Below are 24,199 nucleotides of genomic sequence, written 5' to 3' on the forward strand. Positions count from 1 at the left end.
TAGGCGTGAAAGAAAGAGGCTATAAGTAAGCGTTTGAGCAAAGCTATCGCAAAAGTTTTGATATTCTAACTCTTTGTATAAAACTTCTCTAAAAGTATTAAAAAGGCTTAGTAAGTATCGATTTTCATCATTTAGGAGTAATTCATCTTTTAAGATTCTAGTCCTTAGGGCTAGAGCATCGGCAAAGTCTTTGGCATTTGCTATGAGTTTTGGATTTTTGGAGAAAAAGAGGGTGAAAAACTCTAAGAGTTCTTGTGTTTTAGCTTGTAAATATGCATTGTCTTTGGTGATAGATTTTAGCTGTGAGTATTCACAAAGCCTAAGCTCTTTTAGAATGATAGGGTTATTTTTATTATCAAGCCCTATGAGGCAAAACCGCAGATAATCTGTGAGTATGAGATTTAAAGAGAGGTCTAAATATTTTTTGATTTGTTGGGTTTGGAGAATCTTATTTAGATCTTCGTTAATGCGTTTATTTTCGATATATCCAAGTGTTAGAGAATCTTTTGTGATGAGAAAATCTGGCGCACCCCTGCCTTCTTTGTCGTTGTTTGGCTCGTGGATAATTTTTATATTTGTATATGCTATTTGTTCTTTGATCTGTATAAAAAGCGTATGCAAAAATGTGCGATACGTGTGCTCTTTGTCTTTTTCTGTAATATTTTGGATTTGTAGTAAGTAATTTTTTAAAATCTCTTGCATTGGTACGCCCTTAAAGAGAGTTACTTTGTAAAATGCTAAATATTCTAGTTTTTCTTAAATTAATGATGTGTATCTACATTATATCTTCATCATTTTCTTTAGAGGTATGGTGTCAAGGGGGAGACTTGAACTCCCGACCTCCGGCTTATGAGACCAGCGCTCTAACCAGCTGAGCTACCCTGACATTGCTTGATTGTGAGTAGGTATAAATAAAAAGTGCGTATTGTAAAAAAACTTTGCTTAAAAGGCATTGAAACAACATTTAGCCCAAATAATCGCCTTGCATTATTTGCTCATACGCATTTTTATAACGCTTGATAAAACTTTCAATTTGGCTATTTTGCACACCAAATGCCTTGAGTTGGTGTTGGGTTGTCACGTCTATTTGCGCACTTTCCATATCTTTGCGTCCCTGATACAAATCTGTAAATCTATACAAACCTTGTGCCATAAGCATTTTTTGAGATTCACTTAAGCCTTGCGAGGCAAATACAAAGGCGCGATATTCTTCATCGCTCATAAGCTCTAGGATTTTTAAACCATATGTAATACGATTTGGGTGAAGATTTTCATCGGTATTTTGAGAATTTTGGGCTTGATTTTGGGTTATATCTTGTGTAGCAGTGATAGATTGTAAATCTTTAGAATCTTTGGTGCGTGAAGTGCTTTTGTCCTCTGTCGTGGTCAGTGTTTGATTTTGGTTTGTATCCTCTACTTTTTGATGCTGTGCTGTAGCCTCATTTTGTGTCGCATACGATGATGATAAAAATGGTGTATTGATAGTATTATTAATCTGCAAGTAAAGCTCCTAAAAATAAATAACCACAAGCCCAAAAGCAAAAAATACTCCACAATTTATCATTTACTCTAAACATTCAAGTTTCTACGCCCAACATACCTAATCTAAAATTTTGCTTGTTTTTAGTCCCATTTTGCTACAATTACTAAACCAAACTTTAGGAGATTTGCTATGGCAAGATGTAGCACACAACAAACAAGTAAAACAAAGGAATTAGAACAAATAAAAGCTCTAGATCAAGCATATGTGCTCCCAACTTATGCACGATCAAATATCGCCTTTATCAAAGGGCAAGGCGCAAGAGTGCAAGATACGCAAGGCAAAGATTATATCGATTTTGGCAGTGGTATAGGCGTAAGTTCGCTAGGACACAATCACAAAGCCTTGCAAAAAGCCATCAAAAAAAGTGCAAAAACACTCATTCACACTTCTAATCTCTACTATATCAAACCCCAAGCCAAACTTGCCAAGCGACTTGTCAAATACTATCAAAATGGCAGTGATGAGACTACCAAATGGCGTGTATTTTTTGGGAATTCTGGTGCAGAGGCAAATGAGTGTGCGATAAAAATCGCGCGTAAATTTGGGCAAGAAGATGGGCGTTATAAAATCATCACGCTAGATTCTAGCTTCCATGGGCGCACTATAGCTACACTCAAAGCCACGGGACAAGATAAATTTCACAAACATTTTGCGCCATTTCCTGATGGTTTTGTCCGTGCCAAAGATCTCTCTGATATACCAAACAAAATAGATTCTCAAACTATCGCCGTGCTTTTGGAACTTGTGCAAGGAGAGGGCGGAATCAATGCACTAGATATACAACAAGTCCAACACCTAGCCGAGCTTTTAAAAGAACAAAATATCTTGCTTATGATCGATGAAGTCCAAAGCGGAATCTATCGGAGTGGAGAAATCTTTGCTTCAAAAATCTATGGCATACAACCCGATGTCATCACAATGGCAAAAGGTTTGGCTGGTGGTGTACCAATTGGTGCGTGCATGACAAAGCTTATAGATGTATTTGCACCCGGTGATCATGGAAGCACTTTTGGAGGGAATTTCCTTAGCGCAAATGCGGGCTTATCTGTGTTAAAAACACTAGAAAAAATGCGCAAAAATACAACCCTAGCTACGACAATACAATATTTTCACGCTAAGCTAGATTCTCTTGTCAAATCCTATCCTAAGCTTTTTATCAAACGCGTAGGTTTGGGGCTTATGTGTGGCTTGCAAACGCACAATGCAGAAATCCTCACACAATGCCTTGATGCATGTCTCAAGCATCGTGTGCTTGTATTGCGATCAGGATGGAATGTCTTGCGCTTTTTACCTCCATTAACAATCACGCAAAAAGAGATTAGTGAGGGTTTTGTACGATTTACTTGTGCGATGAAAGAACTTAGTGCTGATGAGAAATCAAGAATCTAAAATGAGCAAACTCTCTAAGGCTCTCCAATCTCTAAATCCATCACAACGCCAAGCAATAGAACATACTGAGGGTGCGTTGCTTATCCTTGCTGGTGCGGGAAGTGGCAAAACAAAAACGCTTACTACACGCCTTGCCTATCTTATAGAGGGCTTAGGGATTTTGGCACAAAACACGCTTACCCTTACTTTTACCAACAAAGCAGCCACACAAATGCGTGATCGTGCTATGATGCTTTTAGAATCTAGCACCCAAATACCACCGCTTCTTTGCACATTTCATAAGTTTGGCTTACTTTTTTTACGCTTTCACATACATCATTTGGGACGCAACGCAAACTTCACGCTTTTAGATTCTGATGATTGTAAACGCATCATAAAAAAACTCTCTCCCAACATCGCTCCACAAAGAGTTTTGGGTTATATTAGTAGTTGCAAAAATGCCTCATTAAGCCCAGAATCTGCTACCGCCTACGCACATACTCCAGAATATAAAACTATGCATCGCATATATGTCGAATATGAAGAGTTTTTGCGCACAAACAATATGCTAGATTTTGATGATTTACTCTATCTCACATGCGAGATTCTCGCTACAAATAGAGATTTATGTCTACAGACAAGCAAACATTATCAATACATTATGGTTGATGAGTATCAAGACACAAATGAGATTCAATATAAACTCCTCTCCTACCTCACAAGTGCACACACTAATCTTTGTGTAGTTGGCGATGATGATCAAAGTATTTATGGTTGGCGTGGAGCGGATATCAATAATATTTTAAATTTTCAACGACAATTTCACAACGCCACACTTATCAAACTCGAACAAAACTACCGCTCTACACCCCAAATCTTGCAAGTAGCCAACGCACTCATCGCGCACAATACACATCGTTTAGGCAAAAAACTCCAAAGTATGCAAGAAAATGGACAAGAAGTAGAAACTTTGCACTCTCAAGATGAGGCACATGAGGGGCACACCATAGCAACGCTTATTGCCCAAGCCCTACAAAAAGGCGAAGATGCAAGTAATTTTGCGGTGCTTTTTCGGCTTAATGCACTCTCGCGTAGTATAGAAGAATCCTTCAATAAAGCAAGAATACCTTATAAAATCATTGGCGCTATGCGTTTTTATGAACGCACAGAAGTCAAAGATTTACTAAGTTATCTACGCTTTGTGCATAATTTTGATGATGATTATTCGCTATTGCGTATCATTAATAAGCCTCGTCGTGGCATTGGCAAAAAAACTCAAGAAACTCTAGAATCTATCGCACGATCCAAAAAAATGAGTGTTGCAAAAACATTTTTCACATACAAAAATGAGTGCTTACAAGCTATTGGAGCAAAAAACACCAAAACACTTGAAGAATTTTTTGCCAAACTCACAAATCTACAGACACTTTTAGATTCTGATAAGCTTGCCTTTATTGAATCTTTGCAAGAGTGGCTAGACTTTAGCAATGAATTTAGTGCTTTAGAATCTGTAGATAGGATCGCAAACATTGAGGAATTTTATGGACTTTTGCGTGATTTTGTCGTACATAGTCCAGATGAAAGCTTACAAGATTTTTTAAATACTATTGCGCTTAGCTCAAGTAGCGATGAGCAAGTCGGAGATTGCGTGAGTTGTATGAGCATACATAGCGCCAAAGGCTTAGAGTTTGATGTTGTCTTTGTGATAGGACTTGAAGAGGAGATTTTTCCTATCTCTAGTGGCGAAGAATTACAAGAAGAACGACGATTGGGATATGTCGCTTTTACAAGAGCAAAACGCAAGCTTTATCTGTGCAGTGTAGAAAGTAGATTTGTGCATGGTAAGCGTCGATTTTTGCGCCCATCTAGGTTTTTGGCAGAATCTGGAGTGCGTGAATCTAGCACCCTCAAAACGCATTCTTTAGGAGACACCCAAAACAAAGACGAAGTAATCAGTGTCAATGATATGGTAATACACAAAGTTTTTGGCACAGGGCGTGTGTGTGAAGTGCGAAATAATAGCGGACAAATAGCGTTAAAAATCAATTTTGGAGGCAATGAGCGTGTGATACTTGAGAGTTTCGTGCAAAAAATCTAACAAGCTTCATTTAATCTAGCTTTGAGCTAAATTTGCTACAATAAAGCAAGGATTTTGACACTAAGGGATATACAATGGAAAAGAAAAGAGGCAGTAAGTTAGGATTATATCTTGTGCTTGTAGCAGTGCTGTTACTCATCATACTTGGTGCGATTTATTATATCTTGCTTGGATCGCAAAATAATATCTTAGAACGCAAGGAATTAGGGCTTTCTATAGAGCGATCCCAAGATGATGCTAAAGATGCACACATTAAGCGCCTAGAAGCCGAAGCAAAAGCACTAAGGAGCGAAAAAGATAGCGTATCTCTAACGCTCAATTATATGATAAAACCTCAAGAAACACTTGTAAGTGAATGTAGTGTTTTGCCCGTGGGCAAATGGAGTCTTAATCAAAAATGCCAACAAACACTTGCAGAGAATTTAAAACGCACATTAGAGGATAAAAGAGTTGTGGCTATCGAAGTGAGTGGAGTTGTGGATACGCGACCTTATGGCGGTTCTAGTCCAGAACTCAAACAAGAGGGTTTAGCAAGCTTCCGCGCAAAAGAAGCTATACTTTTTGTGCAAAAAAATGCGCCAAATATTGCCGTATTTGAGGGTCTTTCCCAACAAATACCAAACAAACGCGGATTTATTGTTAAAGCCTATTATGTGGTGAAAAACTAGGTTATATGCTAGAAATTACCAAAGTCGCTAAAGTCGGCGTGGTTTTGCGCCCATCAAGTCCAGATTTACGAGAAGTCTTTGAAAGTATAAATACAATCTTTCAAACTCACAATATAGAACTAAGACTAGATTCTATTAGTGCAGCGATGATAGGACTTAGGGGGGTAGATTTTAGCACCTTGGTAGAATGGAGTGATATTTTATTATCTATTGGAGGCGATGGGACGCTTATTGCGATGATTCGGCGAAGTTATGGTAAAAATATCGCTTGCATGGGTATAAATACCGGTAGGTTGGGTTTTTTGACAGCCATTATGCCATATCAGCTAGAATCATTTCTCCCACATCTACAAAATGCCACATATGATTTACAAACACATATGATGCTAGAATGCAGTATCTTACGCGATGACAAACCTTATTGCACACTCTTTGCACTCAATGAATTTTTGATTTCTAAACAAACGCTATCGGGACTTATTGATATTGAAGCAAAAATCAATGGATGGAGCTTTAATACATATTTTTGTGATTCGCTTATCGTAGGAACTCCCACAGGATCAACAGCCTATAATATCTCTGTGGGTGGATCAGTGGTATATCCACACTGCAAAAATATCTTACTCACGCCTGTAGCTCCTCATTCTTTGACACAACGCCCACTTATTGTAGATAGCGGTGTGAAGCTAGAATTTAGTGTGCGTGAAAAAGCATTGCTTATCATTGATGGGCAAGAAAGTATTGATATTTTGCCAAAAGATACGATTCTTATACATCAAGCACCCAAAGATGCCTACCTCATCTATCCAAAAGATCGCAATTATTTTGAAATTTTGCGTGAAAAATTTAAGTGGGGTGAGCTATGATTATGCGGATTTTAATCAACAACTCTCCGGCTTTCAAACTCCTAGAACTTCGACTTTTTAAGGGCTTTAATGTCTTTAGCGGAAGTAGTGGGAGTGGAAAATCAGTCTTTATGGAATCTCTACTTGCGATCTTTGGGATTAAAGATTCTAATGCAGATCTTATTGAAGCTAATATCACTATTGATTGGATGCAAGTTCCTCAAGAAGTCAAAGAACTATTAGAAGATGGGGATGATGAGATTGTATTAAGCATTTTGCGTAAAGAAAAAGTGCGTTATTTCCTCAATCATCAATCTAGCTCCAAAAAACGCCTAAACGAGCTTGTATCTGGATTTGGTAAGCATATCAGCGCCAAAGGCGATGAGGATCTAAAGCCTGCAAATATTTTGCGCATTTTAGATGCTTTTATTGCAAGCAAAAATCCTAACCACGCCAAGAATCTAGAAATCTGCAAACAAAAATTTGCCAAACTCCAAGAAGTCCAAAAAAGCCTTAGCGAAATTACTGCGCAAGAAAATCAGATTCAAGCACTCAAAGAAATAGCAGAATTTGAAATTAAGAAAATAGAATCTATCGATCCAAAAAAAGGTGAATATGAGGAGCTTTTGGCGCTTAAAAAAACACTTTCACGACAAGAAAAAATCGCTCAAGAAATCCAAAATATCCGCACAGCTTTAGAGAATCTACATTGCGTAGATACATTTTTGGGACTTGTTGATGAACAATGTCCGGCGTTTTTTGATGGGCTAAATGAACTTGAAGCACTTTTAGAATCTAAAGAGCAGCAACTCCACTCACTTGAGGATATTAACCCCGAATCCCTGCTTAATCGCATAAGTGATTTATCAGAGCTTTTGCGCAAATATGGCAACATAGAGGAAGCCTTGGCACACCTTGCCATACAAAAACAAAAACTTACGCAATATGAAAATATGGCATTTGACAAACAAGAATTACAAAAATCTCAAGAACTTTTGGAAAGTGAGATTTATGCCCTCGCACAAGCATTGCACACACAACGCTTAGAATCTAAAGAGGCTTTTGCAAACCAATTGGGTGCGCTTATGCAAGAATTACGTCTCAAAGATTTGCATATAGAGATTGGTACAAAAACACTTGATAGTAGTGGGATTAGTGTGTGTAATCTCACGCTTGGCACAAGCACAATCAACACTCTAAGTGCAGGAGAATATAATCGTGTGCGATTAGGGCTTATGTGCCTTGATGTCTCTATTAGTCCTCGTGCTGGACTTTTGGTGCTTGATGAGATTGATGCCAATCTTAGCGGTGAAGAGAGCGAAGGTGTGGCAAAAATCCTTAAAAAACTTTCGCACTCATATCAAATATTTGCCATTTCGCACCAGCCGCATATGCCCACTTTAGCAGATAATCATTATCTTGTCTATAAAAATGGTGCGTATAGCGATGTCAAATTGCTTGATACGCAAGGACGAATTGAAGAAATTGCACGCATGATCAGTGGATCGCAAGTTACTAAAGAAGCATTAGAGTTTGCCAAAGGTGTATTAGCCAAAAATGGTATCAAAGTATGAATCTAGGATTACTAAAAGGTATTAGCACATATTTTTCGCAGTTTCATAAAATCTATTGGTGTAGAAGAGTAGATGATAATCTCCTTGTGCTAAACCTTGAAGGCAATATCTTTTATATTGACCTCACGCGCTCCAAAAGCACCATTTTTTGCACAACAGAATCTATCCTAAGCACAAAACATTATCAAGCACCATTTGATATTAAACTTGGGCTTTGTCATAACGCATATTTGCACTCATCTCGTGTCGATGGCGATAATAGAATCTTGGCATTGTACTTCACGCCACAAAATGCCTACAAAAAACAAGTTTATATCCTTGAGTTAGAATTTACCGGTAAATACACAAATGCAATTTTACTTGATGAAAAACGCATCGTGATAGAAGCCCTACGTCATATTAGTGAATCTAAGCGTCCTGTGCGTGTTGGAAAACCTTTAGATCTACTGCCACAACCACTTAACTCAAAGCCATATGAAGTCGTTGTAGTCCATAAAGGACTTTTAGAGAATCTTTACAAAGAACGCACACAACATATGCTAGAGAGTGCCAAAACACAACAATTAAAAACTATTCAAACCAAGGAAGCAAATCTCTCACACCTCTTGCAAGAAATGCCATCAATCCATGCGCTCAAAGAACAATCACAACGCTACAATCTCTATGCACATACACTCACTGCGCATTTATATGAGCTTCAACATAAAGCTATACAGGGAGATTCACTCATATTATCAAATAGTGATACCCCAAACCTTAATATACAAATCCCTATCTTGGAGCATACCAAAAGTTTCTCGCACCTAGCCCAGCAGTATTTTACACTTGGCAAAAAATATGCACAAAAAGCACAAAATATCCATTTACGCTTAGAGAATCTCACAGATTCTTTGCAATTCCTCCAAGCCCAAAAAGCCTTAATTGCCAAAGCCAAATCACTTGCAGATGTCAAAATATTTAGTCCCCCAAAAACATACAAAAAACACCAAAAGCACCAAAACTTTGAAATATTTTTTATCGATGGAATAAAAATTGGTGTGGGCAAAAATACCTCACAAAATATCGAACTCCTAAAATATGCTAGTGGTGAGGATATGTGGTTGCATATCTGTGATATTCCTAGCTCACATATGATTATTTTTTGTGGTAAGACACACTTGCGCGATGAAATCATACACAAGGCAGGAGAGATTTTGGTGGGGTTATGCAGTGTTAAAATCGGAAATTTTAGGGTCGATTATACAAAGCGTAAGTTTGTAAAGATTATGCAAGGTGCAAATGTCGTATATGCTAAATACCAAAGCCTAGAATATAAAAAATAAAGGAGGTGATGATGGCAGTAAGTTTCGTTGGTAACATTACCTATATCAATCAAAACTCCCAAACAACTGCAATGCAACATGCCGCCACACAGGCAAGACCAGATATATTACTAGAAGCCAATAAAGGCGAATTTGAACGCAAACTGCAAGAAATTGATCACATCAATCCCACCCAAGCCTCCCCTAGTGTAGATAAAGACGGATCCAATAACGCATCGCAAAATTTTGAGCAAGATTCTCAAGAATCTAAACATAATACGACACACCAAAATGCACAAGAACACAAACAAGAGTATAAAGAATATTATGAAGGATTGCTCAATATTAGCGTATAAATTCTGCGACTTTGCATTATAGCTACACGCTCCAATATTTTTATCCCAAAGAATACATATGTCACGCAACAATTATGTCTATCTTTTGCTAAATATAGCTTCTAGTGGCTTTTGGTCCATTTGTAACAGATTTTTATCTCCCTGCACTCCCCGATATACAAATACTTTTTGACACAACCACTTCGCGTGTCCAACTCTCTATTACTTTTAGGCTCAAGCTTTAGTCTTTGGGCAACTCATCATGGGAGCTTTGAGTGATAAATATGGGTGCAAACCCATACTCCTTTTATCACTCCTCCTCTTTGTGCTTTCTACCATAGCATGCCTGCTCTCGTAGGATATTTACTCTTTCCTTGTTTTTGGACTCATGTAGGGTATCGCTGGAAGTGGTGATATAGTTATTTCTATGGTAGCTGATTTATTTGAAGGTGAGGATTTAGCGAAATTTTTTGCTCTACTTGGTGCAATACAAGGACTTGCTCCTATTGTTGCACCTGTGCTTGGGAGTATAATGCATCGATACACAGACTGGAATCTTTAGTGTGCTTCTTGGTATTGGTATCGTGCTTTGTGCCTCAATGCTCTTTTTTAAAGAATCGCTCCTGCCATAAATCGCATAAAGGGGAGTTTTTTGGAGAGCTTTGTCTTTTGGCATATCCTAAAAAACAAAAAATTTATGCTTTATATGATCTTGCAAAGCTTTGCTATGGGTATTATCTTTATGCCTCAAGATCTTTTATCTTTCAAACACATTTTGGGCTAAGCAGTTTTGGTACTCGCTGTGTTTTGTAGGAGCTGCCTTTAGTATCACATTAGGAGTGAGTGTAACGCCTATATTCAAAAATGAGCGTTGGCGTTATGTATTGGGGTTATTGGGCTTTTTATCTGTGGATTAGGGCTATGTGTGCTTTTACAATGTAATCCTAGCCTCTTTCTTACAGAATTAGTTTGGTATTACGCTTGTATTTTAGGTTTATTTTACCCACTTCTACTACATTAGCTATGGCAATGGAGCGTAGCAATACAGGTAATGCTTCAGCTATCCTTGGCTTTAGCTTTTTCACATTTGGGGGATTTTATCGCCACTCACAGGGATTGGGGATAATATATTTGCTTCTGTTGGTGCAGTCATCGCCCTATGTTGTCTAGGTGCTGGAATCTTTGGCTACATAGCGTTGCGTAAGTCACACTCATGCTAAGATTCTTATTTCTTTTTATGTAAGAAATTCCCAAGTCCTTGCAAAAGTTCAGCACTATCAAGGACAAGATTCTTCAGCTCCACTCGCACACTTGGTTTTTCAAGGTTTTGTGTGAGCCACACATTTGCTTCATTTTTGCCTATACGCAAAGCAAGAAGTGAATCTATGGTTCTAGTTTGCAAATTAATATATGTCTTTTGAGATTGAAGGTGCGTGTTTTGTGAATCTAGTGCAAAATTTGCGTGCAATGTAGCATCATCAAATTTGGTATCAAGTGAAACATTTTGGTATATCTCTTTTGTCATATCTACACCCAAAAAACGTACCACATCATTACTTAAAGCATTGGTGGTCATTTTGCCATCTTTGCCAGAAAGCGTGAGTGTGCCACGCTGTGCCAATGTATGATAAGAAAAATTTCCAAAAAGCTCAGCTTGCACTACAGGTGCGATACCAAAGAGGGCGAGAATTTTTTGACCTGCAATTCCATGTAATTGCGCATTAATTTGTGAATCCCGATAATTCCCTGTAATCATTCCACCCAAACTTTGTGTGAGAAAATCAAAAGTTATGAGCTTATCAAATGTCATATTTCCACTAAAATCTAACCCGCCCCTAAGCGCAATACCACTTGAAAAGGTGAGTTTTGCAATATCTTGGATATGTAGTGTATATGGACTAGAGAAAGTAAAATCTTGGATTTTTAGGGGTTTTGCTTCTAGTTGCAAAGTATCACCTACGAGGCTTAATGCCCCATCGCCATTACTTCCATTAAGATTCATAGAGAAATGTAATGTAAGTGGGGTATGTGGCAATGTTAGGGGCATTATCTTGGTATCTGGGTTTAGCATACCACTAGCTTTTGCCACGATCTTGGTAGTTGGTATTGCGTGTAAATCCATCATAAACAAATCTGCATCTAAACTAGCACTAGCGTATGGCGGAAGATAGAACATCCATAAAAGTTCTTTAAGAGCCATATTTTGCGTGTGTGCCTCAAAACTAAGCGGCAACAAATCTTTCATTATAAGCCTATAGTGCGTGTTTGAGTTGGCAAAATCACTATGTCCTTGTATCTCTAATGCCTCAAGTAATGCACCTGTAATCATACCAGAACCCTGCAAGCTACCGCGTATTGCTCTAGCAAAGATTGGACTAAATGGAGTGAGATTTGAAAATCCAAATCTAAAAGAAGTATCCACTGGCATAGTGCGTAGCGTAGCAAAACTAAGCGTATCAGGAAGAGTAGCAACACCTTGTGCGTGAATATTACCAATAGGCGCAAAAAAATCAAAAGTGTGCGTAATACTCTTATCTTGTGTTTGTGTATCCAAATGCGCACTAAAACTATTATCTTCTAAGACAATACCAAAATCCCTTTGTAATGCCTCTTTGTTAAAAATACCATTGCGCACCACCGCATTTGTCGCTCCCTCAAATGCAGAATCTTTATGGATTAGTTTTGTATCAATACTCAATACGCCATTAATATAAGGCTTATGCCCTAACATTGCCAAAAGCTCTTGAATAGAAGCTTCTTGCATATGCACTTCAAAGCTTTGGAGTTGTTGGTTTCTCAAGTGCATATGCAGTGTGCTAAATGATTTGGCAATATCGCTTTTTGCCGTAATGTTAAAATCATCAAATGTACCACTACTTTGAGCCTCAAACCTAAAAGCACCATGCAATGGTGTATCTACAAGTTCTCCAAAGATACCAATGTCATGCACCAAAGCATTGAGTGTAAGAGTAAATTCTTGTGAGGGAATCCAAAAATGCCCATCCAACACAATATCAATATATGCACCATTTTGCAATGCAAGATGCAAAGCATCAGGTTTAAGAGAAAATTGTGTGACTTCAAGTTTAATAGGTGCTAGAGAATCTATCTTTGCTTGCAAAAGAGGTTTAAGCAACGCATTACCAAATGCGCTAAAAAGTAGTGTATAAGCTATAATGGCACATACCGCTACAACACCAAGAAACCAAAAAATACTTTTTTTAAACACTCTATACCTTAGGCATTTGGAGTGTTCGTTTTGGACTAGCACTAAGGATAAGAGCAACCATACACGCTACCATGAGATACATATACCAAGGTACTCTCGCAGCTTCTCCGCTCGCATAAGAATGCATACCTGTTAGAAAATAATTTACCCCAAAATATGTCATAAGCACACTCAAAAATCCCAATACAGAAGCCACGCTAAAAATAAATGGCATATTTTTCAAGCCAAGCAATCGTATATGCAAGATAATAGCATATACCCCTATACTAATTAACGCCCAAGTTTCCTTTGGATCCCAGCCCCAATAGCGTCCCCAAGATTCATTTGCCCAAATCGCCCCCAAAAAATTACCAATGGTGAGCAAAAATAATCCTAGCATCATACACATCTCATTAATCGCACTTAAAGACAGAATAGAATCATCAATATGTGCGCGCTTACTTGATCGTAACATAAAGAGTATCAATGTAATGCACCCTAGCACAAAACACAAGCCCAAAAAGCCATAACTTGCTGTAATAACAGAAACATGAATATTAAGCCAATAAGACTTTAGCACTGGCACGAGATTCCCAATCTGTGGATTCATATCTCCCAAGTTTGCTACAACAAGGGTAATTCCAGCAAGAAAACTTGCCGCACAAAGTGCAAGTGCGGATTTTCTAAAAAACACCACACCAGCAAGTGCTGCAACCCACGCAATATATAGCATAGATTCATATGCATTACTCCACGGAGCATGACCACTGACATACCAACGCAAACCTAAACCAAGAGCATGCACAACAAAACACAATCCAATGAGAATCCACAATATACGACAAATCCATACATTAAGTGCTTTGGCAGTGATAATGTGTATTAAGACGATAATAAAAACCACCACGCCAATAAGCACATATGGATATGCAAGTTTTTCAAAGATTCTGTATTTGTTGAGAAAAATTTCAGCTTTTACCTTGCTAGATGAGATAACAAGATCAGACCCATGGGATTTTTGATACTCTTGAAGTTTTTGTAAACCCTCAAAACCAAGTTTCCAATCATTATTTTGCACACCCATAACAAAACCATGAGAAAGTATATTAACAATATGCAAAAGCTCCTTAAGCTCTTCGTTGTTACCCTTGCTCGCATGTAGGGCGTCTTGAATATCATACCAAGTTAAGTCCGTGGCTTGAGTGCTTGGAAAAACTCGCAATGTTTGCCCCGAATAGATAAGCCCAAAAAGATATAATTTTTCATTGACTTCAAGCACATCTTTATCAAATGTATCTTGTTCTTTGAGAGATTTTTGGTTGGCCGCTTCGACATAATTTCTTAGAATATAACTTCCATCGGAAGTATATGCATCAACTGCAGCAATATATTTTTGATCTACATCTACACCTAGAATCTCTCGTAATTTAGGGCTTTTTGTTTTGATCATGTTGATATGCCTAAAATACTCCGGATACATCGTAATCCCCAAAAAGATCTGCACATTATTAAGCCCCAAAAATCCATCTTTTCCAGTAATTTTGTGAATATACTCTGCTGCAACGGTATCAACTGGCTTAATACGCCCACCTGAATCTTGGACAAGCAATGTAGAGAATGTATCGCTAAAGCTAGTAGAATGCATTTTTATATTTGTGATGAGTGTTTGGACTTCTTGAGGACTTGGAGGCGAAAAATCTTGCGTAGATTCTGTGGCATAAGATGTTTGTGGTATGAAACTACCCATACCAAGCACAATCAATGTAACAAGGCTTTTGGATCGCACAAAACGCGCAAGAGACATAAAGCGTCCATTTTTATCAAAAAGCAACCACAAACAAACCACAATCAACAGCGCATACCCCACATATGTAGGAATCTTGCCTGGATCGTTATTAACAGACAAAATCGTGCCACTCTCATCTGGGAAATAAGAACTTTGGAAAAATCTATACCCACCATAATCAAGCACATTATTCATAAAAATCACTGCATCTTGTGTGTTTTGGTTGCTTGGATCTTGCACTTGCACAAAGGAAGCATATGATGAAGGTGCATTTGATCCGGGATATCGATCAAGCACAAAATCTTGCAGATAAATACTAAAAGGTAGCGTATATGCCTTGCTCCCCCAAGCAACAAAAAAGACATACTCACCTTGATCTATGCGCGTAAAGCTAGGCATATCTCCCAATGGAGATTGCATAACCTGTGTGCTTGTGTAAGAATCTTGAATAAGGTTTTGTTCTTCCTGCTTATTTTGAGAATCTACAGACTGAAATGACAAACTAAGCTCAAGAGCTTGATAAGGCATACCAAATTCATTTTTACGCTCACCAATATTTTCTAACTTTAGCACCATCTCTTTGCCAAAAAATGAAATATTATATTCTCTTGCTTTTGTTGAATGCAAGGCAATCTCTATACCTTCAATCTTTTGAGTAGATCGTTCAAAGCCCTGTATAAGCACATAAGGTTCGCTAGAAAAAATCACATTAGAACTCGTGTGTTCTTGGATAGGCATACTGCCCTCAAAGCCAAAATATCTTGTAATTCCAGCACCCACAATAATCACAATAAACGAAAAATGTAAGATAAGAGAAGCGTATTTTTTCCGTTGCCAAGCCTTAGAGGCAACAAAGCACCCAATAAGCGAAAGCAAGAGCCATATATGCAATATCTCAAACCACCAAGTCCCATACACACTTGCTTTGGCTGCAGGAGTGCCATTGGCAGATTCTATAAATGTCGCCACACCACAAGCTATAGCATATAAAGCAATCAAAACAAGCACGAGTGGCATGTTTGCAAACAAAAGTCTCAAAATTTTCATCACAATATCCTTTAATGCGTAGAATCTATGATGGCACTAAGATCACTAGAAATATTTTGCACATCACGAGAATCTATGATGCTATAGTTTTGTGCACTCTGCAAAAGAGCCTGAAATTTAGAAGGAGTGAGATACCCTGGATACACAAAAAAGACCTTGCCCGTAGAATCCAAAAAAATCAATGTCGGTGTGGGGCGGATATTATATTCTCTAGCAAGATTTAGTGTATCAATCTTTCTAGAATCTGCATCATCAAACAAAAGATTATGAATCTTAGAATAATCGATATTAATATAATAAGTCGCAAAATTATCCCTAAGGATATTTTGAAGCTCTAAACTTGCCTTAATATCATCTTTTAATTTATCGCAATACACGCAATTATTTTTACCAAAAATAAAAATCATAGGCTTATGATTAGCAGCAAGTGTTTTGGTATCCAAAAACACATCCTCTAATCCTGCATAACTTACCTTATCCATAGATTCTGCTTCTTGAAGTGCTTGAGTATTTGTTTTGTTGCCATCGGAGAGCTCAACCTTTTGATCATCACAGCCCCAAAACACCAAAACACCAAAACATACACTGAAAAATAATTTTATGCCCTGCAATGTATCCCCCTTAAGCTTGTTTGCGTGCATTTTGCGTTGTTGCAATAATAAACCTTGCAAAATCTTCACTTGCATTAAAACAACGCGCTACAATGTATTCACGCACACCTGCATTTTTAGCGATGTGCGCACATTCAATGCTCAATTCATAATCAGTCTCGGAATTATCAATCGTAAAAGCCAATGGAAAAACAAGCACCTTTTGATCTTTTAGCGAAGCAATAACACTTTGTGTCGTAGGACCAACCCACTTAACCGGACCAATCTTAGATTGATAAGAATGTAAGATTTGTTTGAAATGCATTTGCTTAGTATCAAGAATCTCTTTTACTAACGCAATATTTTGCTCACATTCATAAGGATAATGATCCCCCTTTTTGACAAGAGCTTCTGGAATAGCATGTGCAGAAAACACCAAGGTAAATTCACTACAATCCCTATTTCCTAGCGCATTTTGGATAGATGAAACAATCAATTCACAAAACGCATAATCATTAAAATAGCGTTCTACCACGCGAATTTTTGGGCTATATTGTGTTTCACACAAAGCTTGTTTAATATCTACAAGAGAGGATTTTGTCGTAGTTGTGGAATATTGTGGATACATACTAAAAAGCACAAGAGATTCAATGCCTTTTAGGCGTAAGTCCTCTAGCACATCTTTTGCAAATGGCGGCGTATAACGCATACAATATGTATAAAAACATTGCGGATCTAGTGCATTTAAAACATTTGTTAATCCAAGAGTGTGTTTAATAAGTGGCGAACCACCACCGATAGCCTGATAATTTGCTTTTGCGGTGCTAAGACGCTTACTCGTAATAAGATTTGCCACCATATTACGCACAAAAGTATTAGGAATATTTAAGATATGCGGATCACTAAAAAGCCGTCTTAAAAATCCTTCCACTTCAAAAAGCGAATTTGGTCCACCCATGTTAAACAGCACAACGGCTTGTTTATTCATTCATTGCCCTTTGTGAATCTAAGACTAAATTCTTGTTAAAAAAGATTTGTAATAATAGACTTTTAAAGTTAATAGTGCCTCTTCTTATTTTAAGAATATTTTAAGGATTTATACATGCAAGAAGTCTCTCAAAGCTTAGCTCAAACGCCTATGATTATCGAATCATTTAGGCAACTGACTTTTTATCACAGCTTTTTTTCACTTTTTTTGGTTCTTCCTTTTGTGTTGAATCTTTGGAGTTTATTTTTTTACAAAAATCTTGTGCAACTCAACAAGCGTATCTGGTTTATGATGCCTCTCATTTTTTTCCTACTTTCTGTTGCATTATTAAGCGGTTTTAATATTGTAGTTTTTAATCCCCAAAGTTTTGGCATAAGCACAATCGTGATGATTATTTTATGCCTTGTGGTTTTTGGAGGCGAAATCTATCGTATCAAGATTCTAAAAATCGCTAGACGCACAAGCTTAGAAGCAATGGAACGATATATCGTATTTTGTAAAATACTCTACACCATAGACATCATATTATATGCTCTTGTCATTCTTAGTGTAGGAATCTCTTAGATAATGCGCTTTGTTTATCACCCTAACGCCAAAGCACCTACACTAACACTCATTGGAGAATCTTACACACATATTTTTAAAGCTAGACGACATAATAAAAACACGCCTCTTGTGCTTTGCAATCTTTTAGATAATCATCTCTATACCTACCAAATTACCCACCTTGATAGAAACAAAGCTTCCTTAGAGCTCACGCATAGCACATCTTATACGCCAAACACACAACACAAAACACATATTATTTGGGCAATTGTAGATTCAAAAATCGTGGAAAAAACTTTGCCCACACTAAATGAGCTTGGCATAAGCAAACTTACGCTTTTCTTTGCACAATATTCCCAAAAACCCTTTAGCCCAAACCTCCAAAGACTACACAAGATTCTCACGCACTCTTGTGAGCAATGTGCTAGAGGCACACTCCTAGAGCTTGAGCTCTTAAAAGACTTAGATTCTGTGCTATTAGCATACAAAGATTGCGTAGCCTTGGAATTTGGTGGCGAGGTGCTCACACATACAAATCTTATCGCCAATCTCAAAAACAAAAGTATCCTTATTGGTCCTGAAGGTGGCTTTAGCCCTAGTGAGCGTGATAAACTCCCTCATACAATTAGTGTAGCAGGGGATCTTATCTTGCGTAGCGAAAGTGCATGTGTCTTTGTCGCAAGTATGCTAAAGCTCCTTTGACACATACTCTTACTTTATAAGGCTTGTGTTACAATAACATATCACAATACAAAAGGAATGATGATGGAGCATAAACTACACGCAGGTATTATTGGATTAGGACTTATTGGCGGATCTATGGGATTAGCATTGCGAGAATTGCAGATGTTTGCTTGTATAGCAGGTTTTGATAACAATCCTTTACATTCCCAGCAAGCACTTTCTTTAGGGCTTGTAGATGAATGCATAGATCTTGAAGAGCTTATCGCTCAAAGTGATGTCATATTTCTTGCCACGCCAGTAGAGGGTATCATTTCTCTTATGCCACAACTCACACACATAAAACCTAGCGTGACCATTATCGATCTTGGTGGAACTAAAGAGTACATTATTGAGCACATTCCAGATTCTATACGCAAAAATTTTGTTGCCGCACATCCCATGGCAGGCACAGAGTTTTATGGACCAAAAGCCGCATTACCAAATCTCTTTAAAGATAGTATTGTGATTTTAGCAAACCTACAAGATAGTGGAGATTCACAAATCCAAATAGCGCGTGAGATTTTTTTGGGCATTGGTATGAAAATCATCAAAATGGATGCGCACCAGCACGATAAACATATTGCACTCATTAGCCATATGCCACATGTTATTAGTTATGCCCTTGCTAATGCTGTGCTTAAGCAAGAAAATCCTCAAACAATCCTAGCTCTTATAGGCGGAGGATTTAAATCAATGAGTAGGCTCTCTAAAAGTTCGCCAAAAATGTGGAGTGATATTTTTAAACAAAACACACAAAATGTGCTAGATTCTATTACAAGCTTTCAAAATGAGCTCCAAAAAGCCAAAGATATGCTTGAATCTAAAGATTGGGAAGGATTAGAAGCCTTTATGGCACAAGCAAACAAGCTACAAGATTTTATGTAATTTATGCCTTGATATGCCTAAAAATCACAAAGACTAAAAATCATAGCGGAATTCTACACGCCCCTTACCATAATTCACATCGCCAAGGTTACGCCCATAATATGCAGTTGCACTCACTTTCCCGACTTTGTAAGTAATAGATGGTGCAATTTCATGAAATGTGATACCTTTGGCATTATCTTGTTTAAGTTTGTCTTTAAGTGAACCTGCCACAGCATTATCTACAAAGGGATAGTTGTTGTTGCCGGTGATAAAAGAATAATCTAACCCAACCTTCCAAGCTTTGGTAAGCTTATAATCTAGCGCTAAATACCCTACATAAATACTTGTGCCACTTCTGCCACCAGCACCCATAAACCCAAAACTTTCATTTATTGCATCATAACTATTAACCCAAAACTTTCCTGCGACATCAATCCCACCTTTGTTATCAAGCAATGTGCCATAACCATCACCAAAGCTCCCTACAAATCCTAGCTTTGCAGAAACAGGAGCTTGTTTGTTTTTATAACCGACTTGAATATTATACATACCTCGATTTGAAGCCCAAGCATTATTAGTAAACCCAGTGTATACACCAAAAGGTCTCCCTTCTGACTGATCCTGTCCCCATGCCCAATTTGTGCCTGTTTTGTTGCCACCAGGAAGCATAAAATTTACATCCTTAGACATACCAGCAGCAGAAACCTGTCCTAGCACATACACGCCACCAAAATCATATTTAGCATCAACAAATGCAAGATAATCAAGCACTCTATTAGCGTGTCCTAACGCAGCATTAAAGCTAAACTTGCTACCTGCCACATTATCACCCTTTAAAGAGAGTATCACAAGATCATTACCCAAACTCCCTGTAGTCGTAGGAATTTGACTATTTTGACGACTATTACCAAGCGAAGCTCTCCTTGCACTATATACCACATGACTTGTTACCCAACTATCAAAATACTCCGCACCATATGTAATGCCATTATTTGCTATAAAACGCACCTTACCACCATTACCAGCATCTGTATTTTTATCTGCAAAAACATTTACAAGATTTAAGCGTCCGACACTAAATTCTGTCTTGGCATTTTGGGTAGCGATTTCTTTGTTGAGCGAAAATACTCCTATACCAAATCGATCGTTATATTTTCCTCCAGGTATAATCGCCATTGATCCTTGTGTAGCGTAATTTGTATTACTAGTCGTTGTTGGATTGCTTGAACCCATATTAAACATCAAACCGCCAGTAAAACTCCAACCATCTACCTTGCCTGTCGTAAGATCAAGCTTCATTCTTAGTTGTTGCTCTGCACCGCTTTCCCCAGCACCATCAATTGTCGTATAACGTGCTCTTGCAAATCCTTTTGCCTCTATACCATCTAAAAATTGGCTAGTAAGGTTTTTAGATTCACTAGAAGTGGGTGATTTTGTCTCATCTGCCAAAAGTAGTCCTGCTCCAATCAAGCTTGCTACAAATATTTTGTTTTTCATGAATTCCTCCAATTTGTTCGTATTTGTAAATACGAGCGAAATTGTAAAAATACTTGAAAACTTTTTAGAAACAACATATATTTATATACAATAAGCGGATGCAACAATAATTTGTAGAAATATATTATTGAAATAATTTGAAGTATTTTTTACTTAAAATTAGATACAAACCTAAAATACATTGTCTAAGATTAAATATAAGAGGTTATAAGAAGTGTAACCCAAGAGTTATGCAATGTAACATCTTGGATTTTCTTGGAAAGTAGGATAAAAAATATTCACCTATTAATATTGTGTTTGTTTATCAAGATATTCTTCTAAATCTTGTAAATCTTGAGATTCATCAGATTCGCTAAAGTCTGTGTCATCATCAATATCAATGTTATATTCATCGCTAAATATTACTTGATCATTGACTTTAAACGCTTCAGTATTTGGTGTTTGGGTGTATTGGAGTTTGACACCATATTGTTTAGAATCTGGTTGTTTAATAAAATATGTCCCTACATTGTCTATGAAGTCCTCAAAGTTTCCGTCGTCTTTGTAACGCTCCAAAAGTTCTTCAATAGAATATTTACTAGAAACTGCCAAATTGAGTTCTATATTCTCAAGAGAAAACTGCCCATCAGCGACATAAGTAATTTTTTTATCATTGAGTAAAAAACTAGAATCTTTTATGCTAAATTTTGGATTACTTCCAAGAATTGTTTGTCTTCTTTGCTGAAGTTCATGGAAATTAGATAAATAGAATGGACCAACTATAGAAGCCAAAAACCCTATCGTATCTTTATGCATATTTTGAATCTCTAGCTTACTAGAAAAATCCGCGATATCTAACTTAAACTTTTCATACTCGGATTTATTGTCAATGGCAAAACTCTTAAGCGTAAAATCAGCACTTGTCTCATATAAATCATTAGAAGCTTTTGTTTTGTTAGTAAGCCCAAATTTTTCAAATCTTACCTCAACATCATCATCACCAAATTCAAGAGCCTTGAGATGTATAGTGTTTTTTTGAGAAAACAATGTTCCTTTGCCTATAATGCTTATTAGCTCCTCATAAGTAATTGGTGTATCATATTTATCTTCTGCAACAACATCTTTGATCCTCCAGTGAGAATATGTATCGCTATAAGAAGCCTCAGGTAAGCTAAATACTACACCTTTTACTCCATAGTCTGTAGTTATATGTAAAACGAGTGAAAGTCCTTTAATCTCTAAATTGTTTCTTTCGTGTATCATCATATCATTAAGTCGCAATGCCAGACTTCCGCTATCCAATTCAATAACACCAATTTGACCATCTGCAAATCTTTCTTTGATGTCAGAATGTGTCGAAGAAACATAGAATTTTGAAGATGTGAAAGGGATATTAGAAAATACAAGATCAATATCAAATGCAATATTTGATTGTGGGAAACTAACCACCCACTTACCATTTGAATGCAAAAACCCACTCTCATATGGTGAAGTTTCAATACTCAAATCAAGCTCTTCAATACTGCGTAACATATATGAAGCACTCATTCCCTGTGCCTCAAAAATAGGCTTGAGCACAGAAGCTACACTTGCTTTCATATCACTCACGCTCTTTTGAGACAACTCCTCATAATACTTCTTATGAATGCCATTTATATGTACTGCAGACCCTATAAATGCCCCAAGTGCAAGTACTATCACCACGATACCAACAACTTTTTTTGTCATTTGTCATCCTTAGTTTTGTAAAAATTAAGCTTTGATTATACACAAAAATGCGCAATTTAATTAATTAAGACAATTTAGGGTTTCCAAGAATCTCATGCTTTTAAGTATTTTTTCAAACTCTCTATTATATAATTCCACCTTTTGTTACCTAAACCTTTTCTTTATCTTTTCTTGTGGCTTGATAGCTCAGTCGGTAGAGCAGAAGACTGAAAATCTTCGTGTCGGTGGTTCGATTCCGCCTCAAGCCACCATTTTAGATTTCTAATATTCTCACCATATGATTTCTTGTTGGCACTTAACTACAAGCATTAATGACATTACTCGACAACCTATGTATCTATCTGGTGATGTGTTTTTGTGTATGAAATATGTGTTAGATTCTAGAAAAATTGAGTGTTAAATACTAGGCGTGGGAGCCTAGTATTCTATAGAGTTAGATTAAAAATCCCATTTGATACGCACAGCACCGATGACGCTACTTTGTTTATTCCCTTTTTCAAAACTCACTTTTGAATCTGCATCACCTGTAACAGAATAATACGCCACAAGCGGTGCTAGTGCTAGATTCTGACTAACTTTATATGGTAGATTGATAAATGCTGCAAAAGAATTGATGCCACCATCTCTTCTCTCACCATTTGTTTTATATTGGTTGCTACCACCTGTTGTGAGTTGGTAACCTCCACCGATAGCCATACCAAATTGCTTGCTAAAATCATACCCAAACTCTAAATGTGCTCCCACACGTGTAGCATTATAGCCGACGTTCTTATTACCAGCATTTACCCCATTTATATTCCCATGTGTATAAGCACTAGTATTAATGGTAGTGCTTTGTTCACCATATACATCACCATTTTTCCCAGCATTTGCCATAAAGGAAATATAGGCATTACCAAATTTTGGTCTGATACCAAACCATCCGTGATACGCATGCAAATCTGGTCCGCTATAACTAGAATAATATGGACCATATCCACTAACCCTCACATAACTCACGCCCACCTTAAAAAAGAGATTGCCATCTGTATCTTTTGCTGTATAACTTGCAGCAATCCTTGGCATTTGTGTATTAGCACGATATGCTCCATTTTGTGTCCCAGTATTCACACCTGATCCCATATTGTCCTCAAGCAATGCGATAGTAAAACCTCCAAATTTATAGGCCACTTGTATGCGTCTCCAAGCTAGAACCACACCACCAAAACCTATAGATCCGGTATCTGCATTTAGCCAATTTGACGAAAAACCTTCATCTGTTGTAGGTGAATTTTGCTTACCAAACAAGAATTCTCCACTAGAAGTCTTATAGGCACCATAATAAAGACGCCAACCTGGCGCATTGTCATTTTCCTGCCAACCATATTCTACCTGTGCTCTAAAGTCTCCTGTTGAAAAATTGATGCCAAATCGGCTATTGTTCTGTAAACCCATAAGATATCCGGTAAGAGCATTAGGTCTGCTTGTTGCTTCTGTAGCAGAGAGATTATGTCCTACACCTATATAAC

Annotated in this window: 19 protein-coding genes, 2 tRNA genes and 1 pseudogene; 12 read left to right on the top strand and 10 right to left on the bottom strand. The window is 37.4% G+C overall.

The window, feature by feature from the left end; translation table 11 throughout:
* The 3 genes and pseudogenes from C6H22_RS00675 to C6H22_RS00685 form a co-directional block, all read right to left on the bottom strand.
* Window positions 1–702, bottom strand: a pseudogene (locus C6H22_RS00675) (type ISP restriction/modification enzyme); the annotation flags it as partial.
* A gap of 107 nt (window positions 703–809) precedes the next feature.
* Window positions 810–886 (bottom strand) — tRNA-Met (locus C6H22_RS00680).
* 78 nt (window positions 887–964) lie between these two features.
* Window positions 965–1,501: a hypothetical protein gene (locus C6H22_RS00685; protein WP_104693431.1), complete on the bottom strand. Its 537-nt coding sequence runs from the start codon at window positions 1,499–1,501 to the stop codon at window positions 965–967.
* A 171-nt stretch (window positions 1,502–1,672) separates the two neighbouring features.
* Between C6H22_RS00685 and C6H22_RS00690 the strand changes: the two genes are divergently transcribed.
* The 8 genes from C6H22_RS00690 (at window position 1,673) to C6H22_RS08995 (ending at window position 10,294) form a co-directional block, all read left to right on the top strand.
* Complete coding sequence (locus C6H22_RS00690) at window positions 1,673–2,932, top strand: aspartate aminotransferase family protein (protein WP_104693432.1); 1,260 nt, start codon at window positions 1,673–1,675, stop codon at window positions 2,930–2,932.
* 1 nt (window position 2,933) lies between these two features.
* Window positions 2,934–5,009, top strand: a complete 2,076-nt coding sequence (locus tag C6H22_RS00695) for an ATP-dependent helicase (RefSeq protein ID WP_104693448.1) — start codon at window positions 2,934–2,936, stop codon at window positions 5,007–5,009.
* Window positions 5,010–5,083: 74 nt separating this feature from the next.
* Entirely contained in the window at window positions 5,084–5,677 is a 594-nt protein-coding gene (locus C6H22_RS00700; RefSeq protein ID WP_104693433.1) for a hypothetical protein, read from the top strand.
* A gap of 5 nt (window positions 5,678–5,682) precedes the next feature.
* On the top strand, window positions 5,683–6,543 hold the full coding sequence (locus tag C6H22_RS00705) for an NAD(+)/NADH kinase (protein ID WP_104693434.1): 861 nt from the start codon (window positions 5,683–5,685) through the stop codon (window positions 6,541–6,543).
* A complete protein-coding gene (locus tag C6H22_RS00710; protein ID WP_104693435.1) occupies window positions 6,540–8,096 on the top strand; it encodes a DNA repair protein RecN in 1,557 nt (518 codons plus the stop codon). Before C6H22_RS00705 ends, C6H22_RS00710 begins: the two co-directional genes overlap by 4 nt.
* Window positions 8,093–9,418 (top strand): NFACT family protein, encoded by a 1,326-nt coding sequence (locus tag C6H22_RS00715; protein WP_104693436.1) that lies wholly within the window; start codon window positions 8,093–8,095, stop codon window positions 9,416–9,418. The genes C6H22_RS00710 and C6H22_RS00715 overlap by 4 nt, the downstream gene beginning before the upstream one ends.
* Window positions 9,419–9,429: 11 nt before the next feature.
* Window positions 9,430–9,753 (top strand): hypothetical protein, encoded by a 324-nt coding sequence (locus tag C6H22_RS00720; protein ID WP_104693437.1) that lies wholly within the window; start codon window positions 9,430–9,432, stop codon window positions 9,751–9,753.
* 406 nt (window positions 9,754–10,159) lie between these two features.
* Window positions 10,160–10,294: a hypothetical protein gene (locus tag C6H22_RS08995; RefSeq protein WP_267892022.1), complete on the top strand. Its 135-nt coding sequence runs from the start codon at window positions 10,160–10,162 to the stop codon at window positions 10,292–10,294.
* A 663-nt stretch (window positions 10,295–10,957) separates the two neighbouring features.
* Here C6H22_RS08995 and C6H22_RS00725 read toward each other — a convergent pair.
* Genes C6H22_RS00725 through hemH form a run of 4 tightly spaced genes read right to left on the bottom strand, consistent with a single transcriptional unit; the run spans window position 10,958 to window position 17,351 of the window.
* A complete protein-coding gene (locus C6H22_RS00725) occupies window positions 10,958–12,961 on the bottom strand; it encodes a hypothetical protein (RefSeq protein ID WP_104693438.1) in 2,004 nt (667 codons plus the stop codon).
* A 1-nt stretch (window position 12,962) separates the two neighbouring features.
* On the bottom strand, window positions 12,963–15,773 hold the full coding sequence (locus C6H22_RS00730) for a cytochrome c biogenesis protein (protein WP_104693439.1): 2,811 nt from the start codon (window positions 15,771–15,773) through the stop codon (window positions 12,963–12,965).
* 11 nt (window positions 15,774–15,784) lie between these two features.
* Window positions 15,785–16,429, bottom strand: a complete 645-nt coding sequence (locus C6H22_RS00735; protein WP_158654576.1) for a SoxW family protein — start codon at window positions 16,427–16,429, stop codon at window positions 15,785–15,787.
* On the bottom strand, window positions 16,395–17,351 hold the full coding sequence (hemH, locus tag C6H22_RS00740) for a ferrochelatase (RefSeq protein WP_104693441.1): 957 nt from the start codon (window positions 17,349–17,351) through the stop codon (window positions 16,395–16,397). The genes C6H22_RS00735 and hemH overlap by 35 nt, the downstream gene beginning before the upstream one ends.
* 114 nt (window positions 17,352–17,465) lie before the next feature.
* Between hemH and C6H22_RS00745 the strand changes: the two genes are divergently transcribed.
* The 3 genes from C6H22_RS00745 (at window position 17,466) to C6H22_RS00755 (ending at window position 19,505) form a co-directional block, all read left to right on the top strand.
* On the top strand, window positions 17,466–17,915 hold the full coding sequence (locus C6H22_RS00745; protein WP_104693442.1) for a hypothetical protein: 450 nt from the start codon (window positions 17,466–17,468) through the stop codon (window positions 17,913–17,915).
* A 3-nt stretch (window positions 17,916–17,918) separates the two neighbouring features.
* Window positions 17,919–18,599, top strand: a complete 681-nt coding sequence (locus tag C6H22_RS00750) for a 16S rRNA (uracil(1498)-N(3))-methyltransferase (protein WP_104693443.1) — start codon at window positions 17,919–17,921, stop codon at window positions 18,597–18,599.
* A gap of 63 nt (window positions 18,600–18,662) precedes the next feature.
* A complete protein-coding gene (locus C6H22_RS00755; protein WP_104693444.1) occupies window positions 18,663–19,505 on the top strand; it encodes a prephenate dehydrogenase in 843 nt (280 codons plus the stop codon).
* A gap of 33 nt (window positions 19,506–19,538) precedes the next feature.
* Here the strand turns inward: C6H22_RS00755 and C6H22_RS00760 are convergent, their stop codons facing one another.
* Window positions 19,539–20,984, bottom strand: coding sequence for a hypothetical protein (locus C6H22_RS00760; protein ID WP_104693445.1), 1,446 nt, complete (start codon window positions 20,982–20,984; stop codon window positions 19,539–19,541).
* Window positions 20,985–21,269: 285 nt separating this feature from the next.
* Window positions 21,270–22,691, bottom strand: coding sequence for a hypothetical protein (locus tag C6H22_RS00765; protein WP_104693446.1), 1,422 nt, complete (start codon window positions 22,689–22,691; stop codon window positions 21,270–21,272).
* Between the two features lie 175 nt (window positions 22,692–22,866).
* On the opposite strand from C6H22_RS00765, the gene C6H22_RS00770 reads away from it, so the two are divergent.
* A tRNA-Phe gene (locus C6H22_RS00770) sits at window positions 22,867–22,942 on the top strand.
* A gap of 187 nt (window positions 22,943–23,129) precedes the next feature.
* On the opposite strand, the gene C6H22_RS00775 is transcribed toward C6H22_RS00770, so the two are convergent.
* Window positions 23,130–24,199: hypothetical protein (locus C6H22_RS00775; protein ID WP_104693447.1), on the bottom strand; the 1,070-nt coding region annotated here is incomplete at its 5' end.

The organism is Helicobacter equorum, assembly GCF_900198655.1.
GTDB classification, from domain to species: Bacteria; Campylobacterota; Campylobacteria; order Campylobacterales; family Helicobacteraceae; genus Helicobacter_F; species Helicobacter_F equorum.